Annotated in this window: 10 protein-coding genes and 1 tRNA gene; 3 read left to right on the forward strand and 8 right to left on the reverse strand. The window is 46.2% G+C overall.

What is annotated here, in order from left to right:
* Positions 1–200: 200 nt before the first annotated feature.
* Both shc and L693_RS0124585 read right to left on the reverse strand, forming a co-directional pair.
* Complete coding sequence (gene shc, locus L693_RS0124575; protein WP_025720796.1) at positions 201–2,096, reverse strand: squalene--hopene cyclase; 1,896 nt, start codon at positions 2,094–2,096, stop codon at positions 201–203.
* Positions 2,097–2,360: 264 nt separating this feature from the next.
* A tRNA-Leu gene (locus L693_RS0124585) sits at positions 2,361–2,445 on the reverse strand.
* Positions 2,446–2,666: 221 nt separating this feature from the next.
* On the opposite strand from L693_RS0124585, the gene L693_RS0124590 reads away from it, so the two are divergent.
* A complete protein-coding gene (locus L693_RS0124590; protein ID WP_025720798.1) occupies positions 2,667–3,206 on the forward strand; it encodes a hypothetical protein in 540 nt (179 codons plus the stop codon).
* A gap of 157 nt (positions 3,207–3,363) precedes the next feature.
* Here L693_RS0124590 and L693_RS0124595 read toward each other — a convergent pair whose 3' ends face one another.
* The 5 genes from L693_RS0124595 to L693_RS0124615 form a co-directional block, all read right to left on the reverse strand.
* Complete coding sequence (locus L693_RS0124595) at positions 3,364–3,693, reverse strand: carboxymuconolactone decarboxylase family protein (RefSeq protein ID WP_025720799.1); 330 nt, start codon at positions 3,691–3,693, stop codon at positions 3,364–3,366.
* Between the two features lie 118 nt (positions 3,694–3,811).
* Positions 3,812–4,036 carry a hypothetical protein gene (locus L693_RS0124600; RefSeq protein WP_025720800.1) on the reverse strand — a complete coding sequence of 75 codons (225 nt, stop codon included), beginning with the start codon at positions 4,034–4,036 and terminating at the stop codon, positions 3,812–3,814.
* Positions 4,037–4,174: 138 nt separating this feature from the next.
* Positions 4,175–4,519, reverse strand: coding sequence for a hypothetical protein (locus L693_RS0124605; protein ID WP_007429850.1), 345 nt, complete (start codon positions 4,517–4,519; stop codon positions 4,175–4,177).
* 103 nt (positions 4,520–4,622) lie between these two features.
* Positions 4,623–5,195, reverse strand: coding sequence for a xanthine phosphoribosyltransferase (locus L693_RS0124610; protein WP_025720801.1), 573 nt, complete (start codon positions 5,193–5,195; stop codon positions 4,623–4,625).
* A gap of 86 nt (positions 5,196–5,281) precedes the next feature.
* Positions 5,282–5,887 (reverse strand): DedA family protein, encoded by a 606-nt coding sequence (locus L693_RS0124615; protein ID WP_025720802.1) that lies wholly within the window; start codon positions 5,885–5,887, stop codon positions 5,282–5,284.
* Positions 5,888–6,027: 140 nt separating this feature from the next.
* Between L693_RS0124615 and L693_RS0124620 the strand changes: the two genes are divergently transcribed.
* Complete coding sequence (locus L693_RS0124620; protein WP_025720804.1) at positions 6,028–7,134, forward strand: YkvI family membrane protein; 1,107 nt, start codon at positions 6,028–6,030, stop codon at positions 7,132–7,134.
* Here the strand turns inward: L693_RS0124620 and L693_RS0124625 are convergent.
* Positions 7,131–8,255, reverse strand: a complete 1,125-nt coding sequence (locus tag L693_RS0124625) for a glycosyltransferase family 4 protein (protein WP_025720814.1) — start codon at positions 8,253–8,255, stop codon at positions 7,131–7,133. The genes L693_RS0124620 and L693_RS0124625 overlap by 4 nt on opposite strands.
* 209 nt (positions 8,256–8,464) lie before the next feature.
* Here L693_RS0124625 and L693_RS0124630 point away from each other — a divergent pair.
* Positions 8,465–9,396: GGDEF domain-containing protein (locus tag L693_RS0124630; RefSeq protein ID WP_025720816.1), on the forward strand; the 932-nt coding region annotated here is incomplete at its 3' end.

The raw sequence follows: 9,396 nt of genomic DNA on the forward strand, positions 1-9,396 counted from the left end.
TCATCCAACCTTTCAATAGCTTCATCATAAGCGTGTTAATTTTATCATATCTAGCCATCCGAAGTCGCTCCATAATTCACCCGCAACACACTCTGTATACTGTTTATGTACAACGAAAAAAGGATTTACTCCAGTTTGCATTTATACAAAAAAACTCCTGAATCTCCATAGGATGAAATTCAAGAGCTCGTTCAGTATGGCTATTTATATCCTCCGTATTTCTTCTTGTAATGGCTTAGGGTCAGAAGTGGCCATATGTACCGGTAGCTATGATAATGAGTATAGAAATTACCCGGGAGCCCTGCACCCATAGGATATGCGGTCGGCCAATCATCGTTTTGCAGCAATTCCATCAACTTGTATATTCCTCTATCGACGGCAGCAGACGGCTGCGGCTGAACCGCGATGAGTGCGTCGAGTGCCCACGCAGTTTGGGATGGCGTACTTTCCCCTAAGGGCATGTAATGCATCACCCGGTCACTGGTGCAGGATTCCCCCCAACCCCCATCCGAATTCTGAATCTGCAAGACCCATTCCGCTCCTTTTCGAATCGCAGCATGGTTCGCCGGGAGCCCGGTAGCCTCTAAACCAGTCAGTGCCGCCCAAGTACCGTAAATGTAACAAATCCCCCATCTTCCATACCATGATCCGTCCTTCTCCTGATGGGAGATCAGCCAGTTGACCCCTCGTTTGATAAAATCTTGCCTCGTGTCGAGTCCGCAACAATTTCCGAGGTATTCCAATGTGCGTCCAGTAAGGTCTGCTCCCGATGGGTCGATAGCGGCAGACTTGGCACCATCTATAGCCATCCATGTAAGCATTTTCCTATTGGTGTTTTTTTCAAATGCGGGCCAACCGCCGTCTTTATTTTGCATGGATATAACCCAGTTTAGCCCCCGATTGGATGAGTCACGATATTTAGGATTTGTACGGGACAGAATGTGAATCGCTCTTAATGCGGCTGTTGTGTCGTCTACATCGGGATTTAAGCTATTGGTCTCAGAGAATCCCCAGCCACCAGGAACCGTATCCGGATTATGAACACTCCAATCCGCCGCTTTGTCCTGTTGTCTGGATAAGAGATAGGCTGTCGACCGCTGCACGGCCTCATGATCCCCGCCGACACTGGACTCCTGCAGCGCATAGGAGATCAAGGCCGTATCCCAGATCGTTGAGGGCGAATTCTGAATGGTGGCTTTACCGTCAAAGCGATACTGCATTTTTGTCAACCCTTGAACGGCCTTTAAAATAAGTGGATGGCGTTTATCATAGCCCAATGCAAGCAGAGCAAAAACCATGAGTATGGTGCTACTCGCATAACTATAGAGGGTGCCGTCCGATTCGATGCGATTCAGCATGAATTGCTCCGCCTTGCTTAGAGCTGCTTCATGGATATAACGGGGAGTTCCGAGAAGTCTGCTGAGACCGATACGGATGCTTTCCGCAATCTCCCGATGCTCCCGGGATTGTGGCTCTTCGTCATGATAGCGTGAATCAAACAGATCGGATACAATGGGAGCCTTATCCGTTGATATAGAAAAATTGCGATCCGCCATGATCAGCATTGGGATCAGATGGACGCGGGAATAACCTGAGAATTCATACAGATTGATAGGCATATAGGCAGGAAAAAGGATGATCTCCAGCGGTATAGACGAGATTGATGCAGGCCATTTGCGCTGCCCTGTTGCAGCGAGAATCGACTTTGTCAGAATGCTGTTCGATTTCCCCGGTCCACCTTGCGATTGAATGTAACGTCTGGCCTGCTCCATTGACTCGTCCGTCGGTTCACTGTACCCGGAATAGAGCAGGGCATAATAGGCATCAACGGAAGCGGATAAATTACCTTCTTGCTCATCCCGGTACCAACGCCAACAGCCTTCCGGCTGCTGCTCTGCAAGAATGCGATCATGAAGACGCCGGATCAGCTCTTCATTTTGTATATCCAATATCCTAAAGAGGATGATCACATAAGCATCCATCGTCACCCCATTCTCAAAGCAAAAATGCCATGATCCATCTTGATGCTGACGTCGCACGAAAAAGTCCCTCAGCTTCCTTAACCCCTCATTGACCGCGCTCTGTATATCCCCCATTCTCTTGTACCTCCAAATAACGTCATGATGTACATTATATGAACGTCGGTATGAGGAAATGATGTACGGCTTATCAGCTTAAAGGAAATTCAGGAATGACTGGGACATAGCGATTATTCTACTACGGCGAACATTTATGCTTATCTACAGCTTGAAAATGTCTTCGGCCCATGTGATGAGCACCGCTTTGCAGATTCCGGATATGCAAAAAAGCTCCTGAATCTCCACATAAGGAAATCAAGAGCTTGTTCATTCTTAAGATAATGCGGTCGAGAGGACTCGAACCTCCACGGGGGGTTAGCCCACACGGACCTGAACCGTGCGCGTCTGCCAATTCCGCCACGACCGCATATATGTTGTCGTATGTCTTCGAAAGATAACTTTCTTAGCGACAAAATAGATCATACCATGCTCATATCAAGATGTCAAACCTTTTATGTTTTTTAATTCTTCTTGATAAATAAGGAATAATGAGTTAAAATAGGAACACGGGTTCTGTAGAACATAGGTTCCCTATTTATTCATTCAGATATGATTTATCATTCTATTTCCCTAAGGCGGTGAATGGTTATGATCTCTTCAGCTACTGTTCAGAATGAATTGTCTCTTGTAAAAAGTTATCTGCTCCTGACCTTTATTCAAAAAGTATTTGAGCGGGACAGTCTGATTCTTGAAGAGAGCGGTGTCCTGAAAACACCTGGTCTTTATGTCGAAATGATCAACGCAGGAGTAGATCGTACCGGAATCTTACTATCGGAAGTAAAACATGAATTCAATAAATGTCATATTCGTGTTCTGGATATACAACAAAACCACTCAGGCGTTCACGCCACCTATATAAGTAAGGGGATCAAAAATCAGTTCAGTATGGCTATGCCCGCATTCCGCAAAGAAATGTATGAACGAATGCGTGCTTATCTCGGGCTCTCAACCTCTATGCCTCATACAGCTGCCTTCCCTTTACCCGAAAAACATCACCCCGAGTCTCCAGACAGCCGCTCAACTTCCAAGCCCCTACGGTTCGTTGAACGGAGTCTGGTTACCCCCTCCTCGGCCTATAAGCATAAACCGCTTCGCTCTGCTGCTCCTGCCGCAAGTGGAAGTGCATAATCCCCGCAACAGCCCACAAACAAAAGAAGCTTCCGCAGGCACACCACAGGACTAACCCCATAACGTGCTCGGAAGCTTCTTTACATAATCATCAGCTATCGTTATCCATTTTAACCGCTATGAACGGTGTATAAAGAATTCCCATAAATCATTCGCTTTATTGCAGTGCATTCTGTACACGTGTAACCCCTTGGCTAAGTGCGTGTCCTCCGCCTACCGCTGCAGCTACAGCAATGGTCTCCATAATCTCCTGGTCACTTGCTCCCTTGGATCGAGCCTCGTCCACATGATAAAAGGTGCATACCTCATTGTTAGCAAATAAACCAATGCCGAGCGCAATCAGTTGCTTGGTTTTCTCATCTAGACTCCCGGCTTGAAAGCACTCTCCAGTGAAACGATGATATGCATGGACTACCTCCGGCAGCTTTTCTTCCAAATGGCTGATTTGATCCTTGTAAGCATGTACTTTTTCATTCATAACAGTCATTGACACAGCACGTCCTCTCATGTTGAGTTATTCTTCATTACTGTGTCCGGTTTGGAGTTTCTGTATGCTGATGAGCCACCAACCAATGATATTCAACCAATTATCGAAGCACATGCCTCTAATTATCCAGTTCTACCGGATTGTAACGCGGCTCACTGAACGGCTGATATGTATAGCTGCGATCCAGCTTGACCACACGTCGATTCTGGCGGCGAATAAGTACTTGCTCATCATCCCACGCTAAAACAATGCCAATGACATCGTTGGACTCCAATCCATCACGCACGACACGTACCTTCTCACCGGAAAGTCGATAGGCATCCAATTCTTCATCTAAAATCATCCTTGTCCCCCCTTACACACTTTATTTGGTATAACGAACAGCAATATATGCAATTAAATAGCTTAAAAAGAGACCTAAACGAATCACTTAGGTCTCTTCTCTCTTACTACTTATATGGATTGCCAACAGAGCGACAAATTATCCCGACTGATTTACACTGTGATCGTGTTCTTTTGTATCGTTCTTCTCGTACCAGAAGTCCAGCACTTGTGCAGACAACACTCGCTGATCTACATACTCCACTTGGTGGGCAGTAAATTCTTCTTTCCAAGAGAAGGACAATTCCTCGCATAGGTTAACCAACGTCAATAACTCCGACCAGGCCACATAGCGTTTATACCAAAAAAACTGAGGATGTTCAATCATATAGGGATATAAATCGTCGAATTCCGTATGCTTACAATCCAAGGCGCGTTCAAAATGTACTTTAGCCGCTGCCAGTTTTTCCAGAAAAAACTGTTCGGTCAATTGTTCTTTCCCCATGTTGCTGCCTCCTCTCCCAAAACCTTAACTATATTATAAGCGAAATTGAGGCACATGCAAAGGTTATTATTAGAAATCCGGATCATGAGCTGCTGAATTGTTACTATTCAGCAAACTCAATCTTACCGTCAGCCAGCGATGAAATTTTGACCAGTGACTCGACACGAATGCCCTGTTCACGGATCGTTCTCGCTCCGGCTTGGAAGCATTTTTCCACTGCAACTCCGAATCCAACCAGTTCTGCTCCCGAACGTTGGATGATTTTAACCATACCTCGGGCGGCATCGCCATTAGCGATGATATCATCAATGAACAATACACGGTCATTTTCGTGAATAAATTGACGGGATAGCATAATATCCGTGACAATACCTTTCGTAAACGAAGGCACGCGTTCGCACAGCGCGTCCGGGGCAGCCAATAAAGTCTTTTTACGACGAGCAAATACCAGCGGTACACCCAACTCCAGCGCGGTCGCAAAACCGACGGCAATGCCTGAAGATTCCACGGTCACTACTCTTGTGATTTTTTCTTCCCGGAAACGGGCTGCGAACTCTCGTCCCATTTCCATCGTCAGTTCCGGATCAACCTGGTGATTAAGCAAACCATCCAGCTTCAACACCTGATCTGACGCAATCACACCTTCATTTAAAATTCGTTTCTTTAATACTTCCATTCCATGACCTCCCAAGGCATTCCTATGCGGTAAAAGTACCATACTTTACCCGCCGCTTTCAAGCCAAAGCCTGCTTTTCCATATGGTCATGTAACATTTTTTTTACGCTTGTTCAAGAACCATGCGGTGATTCCTCCCAAAACGATCAAAAGAATGACGACCAAACCTACCCGATGCGTCACCTTCTCCATCAGCTTTGCCACCTGTTCCCAGTGCATACCTACCGCATGTCCAATCCCCAGAAACGTACCGCACCACAGCAGCGCTCCTGCTGATGCATAACAAATATAGCGAAAAACGCTTAGACGGGTTGTACCTGCCAAATATGAGGACACATGTCTTAAGCCAGGGACAAAATAACCAAACAAGATCCCCCAGGTGCCGTAGCGCCCAAACCAATTTTCGGAAGAGGCAATTCTTGAGGGTGTAAGCCTCACCCATTTACCGTATCGGTGCAACAGCGGCTTGCCCAGCAGACGGCCGAGCGTGTAGCTAACCATCATCCCCGTCATACTTCCGAAAAATGTAACTGCCAGCGCAGCAATAAAGTTGTAGTGTCCTTGAGACACGAGCCCGCCGAAGGCAATCATCAGCACTTCGTCAGGGATCGGCATACCAGCCACTCCAAGGGCAAGCAAGCCGAACATTGCCAAATATCCGTATTCCAGTATCCATGCAAGGATTTGACCCATAAATTACGCTCCCGTCAAGCTATTCATTGAATTCACTATAATTATTTCAGTCTCATCCAGTCATGTCCCATTTCAGTTGAACATAGTTTGTATTATATGCTCGCTGTAGGGTTATTCAAGCAGGCAAGGAGGGACTAGGGATGAAACGTAATATTCATGTTTTGCAGATTGCTTTTACATACATCGGTACAATCGTCGGTGCCGGATTTGCTACCGGACAAGAAATATTGCAATTTTTCACACAGTTTGGACGCTGGGCTACACTCACTATAATGCTGTCCACAATCATATTTGTATGGCTGGGTACAAAAATGATGCTAATCGCCCATGATATTTCAGCCAGGTCCTACGAGGATCTGAACAAGCACCTTTTTGGCGCCAAGGCCGGAAAATGGATCACCTGGTCCACGCTTACTGTACTGATCGGCGTAAACAGCGTCATGCTCGCAGGAGCCGGCTCCGTTTTTGTAGAGCATCTTCATCTGCACTACCAGACAGGACTGCTCATTACATTGATCGGAACTTACTTGCTGCTGAATAAAGGGATTAAAGCAATTCTGCATATGAATACCATAGTTGTCCCACTGATGATTACCATATCTATTTTGCTCGTTCACAGCACACTTTCCATGCCAAATCCGCAGAGCTTTATTACGAATACGACAGATCACAGCACATTACGGACATGGATTTCTCCAATCCTGTACACGTCCTTTAATCTAACGATGGCACAGGCCGTGCTTGTCCCGCTTGGCAGCCAGACTTTTTCCCGCAGAACCATCCGTTTGGGCGGCATTTTCGGTGGCCTTGGTGTCGGGTTTATGCTGATGGCTGCACATTTTGTCATGTCAGCACATATGCCGGGCATTCAGCAATTTGAAATTCCGATGGGCAGTATTGCTTACCAGTTGGGCTCGATGGTCGAAATCATATACATTTTACTCATTTTTATGGAAATCTTCAGTACCTTTGTGGCCGATATTTATGGAGCCAGTCTGCAAATTCGTCAGCATATCCAAGTTTCGCCCAAGCTTATCACACTATTCATTATGCTCACATGTTTTCTAATCAGTCAGTTCGGCTTCAGCTCACTGTTATCCGTCCTCTATCCTATTTTCGGAATGCTCAGTCTGATGTGGGTTAGTAAACTGATTATGGCAGGACGCAGGAGACCCTTCCGCTCCTCACGTCCTCACTCCAGCTTTCGACATTCCGATTCCAAGCCAGATCATAAGCGACATAGCTAATGTGGAAATTTCAAATACATTTTCTTCAGCTCATTAACCGCCCTGCTCAAGGAGTAGCTTGATTTAGCCTTATCGCAGGCTGATCTAGCCAGCTCATAACGATAGGCAGGATCTGCAATCACCTTTTCCAGTGCGTCTGCCAGTGCCTTCGGATTATCGGGTGGCACAAGCAGACCATTGACCCCGTCCTCGATTTGCTCCGTTATTCCCCCCACCTGTGTACCGACCAATGCCAGACAGCTCAGCGCCGCCTCTGCAAATACGGAACCAAAGGCCTCCGCACGTGAAGGCAAAACGAATACATCAAAGAAAGGCATAAACTCTTCCGGATGAAGAGTATATCCATAAAAAATCGTCTCATGGTAAATATCCAGCTGACGCGCCATCTCTTCCAGCTCAGGGCGAATCGGACCATCTCCGATAATATGCAGGACATAGCTCTGATTTCTTTTTTTCAATTCAGCACAGGCCTTCAACAAAATATCCAGTCCCTTGGCCGGAACGAGGCGGCAGACTGTGATCAGCTGCGTCACTTCATTTTCGTGCGGGATGGGCTTAAAACGCTTTTCATCGTATCCATTCGGAATGACCACAATATCTTCCGGTTTTTGTACATACGGTGCTAAATAATGCTGGAATGAACGAGATACCGCAACCAGGCGGTCTGCCTTATACTCCATTTCTCGATAGAGCGACACCAGAAATTGATGTTCAGGCCCATTTTCCTCTATTTTACCGTTTAGAATTAACTCCTTCTCATAAGAAGAGTGGATCGTCTGTACGAGCGGGATGTCAGGAAAAACATTTTTCATAGCAATCCCGGCAATGGGATGATGAGCATGAATAAGATCAAAGGGCTTCTGAATACGCAACCGGGTCCACCACAAATAGTCACGGTACGTCTGGATATATTTTTGAACAATTGGATACTGTGCATATTGCGTCCAGTCAAAGGTATCAAAGATTACTTCATCCCTCCCCTTGTTACGAATCCGTTTAGGGATTGAAAATAGCTCCATTTCCCAACGGGGAGATGAAAATCGCTCTTGCAGATATGGAATCATAGAAGATACGCCGCCCGGTTGCTCGGGTGGGAAAAAGAGAGCCTGTAGCAATTTCATGACGTGCTTCCCCTTTCAAGCAATTGTACTGACCGGAACACAGGTTATATGTATAGGTTTCCGGATTTTCTGAAAGATGATATATTGAGGATAAATGTTAGGTACAAAAGAAAATTATAACATTTTAATTGGAATTAATCCTGTCTATTGTATCGGAACGATATCGCCCGTTCAATAGATTACTATCCAGACAGATGGAGTCGGTGACGTTGACGTTATTGTTCTTGATGGGAACATGGGGTTTCCCATCTTTGGCCGGGGCTGTAACTGCAGCCTGCGGTTTGTATATTATACTCATGATGGCGCTTATGTGCGTAATCATATATAGCAGACAACGAAAAAAAGCCTATATTCTTTTTTCAATTGCCGCTATTTTTATTATGACATATGAAGCGATGAATCTCTATTCGGCGAGTGGAGGCAAGGTGCAGACGCACGGAATCGTGTGGAAAAACACGCTTGAGGCGTTAGCCTTCGTGCTTATCAACGGGGCCGTATTTCAACTCTACCGAAAGCTAAAGCGTACGGAAACATGGACCCTCCTGTTACTGGGCGCGTTACTGTTACTCCCCATTCTCGCCTGGGCTGCCGGCTTGCTGCCCGCTTGGATCAGCACAGCAAAGCTGGTGGAGTTCACTCTGTTTTATCGAGTATTGGTGCTTATACTGAGCATGGCGTTCATTACCCCGCGAATCGGCCAGCCCAAGAAATTTACAGTCGGTTTGCTTCTGTATTTGCTCTGGCTCGGCTGCCTGTGGCTGGGAAGCGATATCCCTGTAGAGGAAGGCACGGCAAGTACAGCTCTGTGGATATCATTTTTGCCGCTGCTGTATTACACCACGCTGTTTATCATCCTGTTTGAACGGATTGCGGAACTGCTTCAAAGAATTTACCGTTCTTCCATCACAGATGGTCTGACCGGCCTGTACAACCGCAAATACTTTTCGGGACGACTGCGACGATATATAGAGCAGGGGATCCGGGTGTCGGTTATTTTTTGTGATATTGACAATTTCAAAAAACTGAATGACATACAGGGTCACGCCCGCGCGGATGAAGTATTGAAGCAGGTTGCACAGATTATGGAGGATGAGCTGGATGAAATCGGACTGACCGGTCGTTACGGCGGTGAGGAGTTGGT

This window comes from Paenibacillus sp. 1-18, assembly GCF_000520755.1.
Classification (GTDB): domain Bacteria; phylum Bacillota; class Bacilli; order Paenibacillales; family Paenibacillaceae; genus Paenibacillus; species Paenibacillus brasilensis.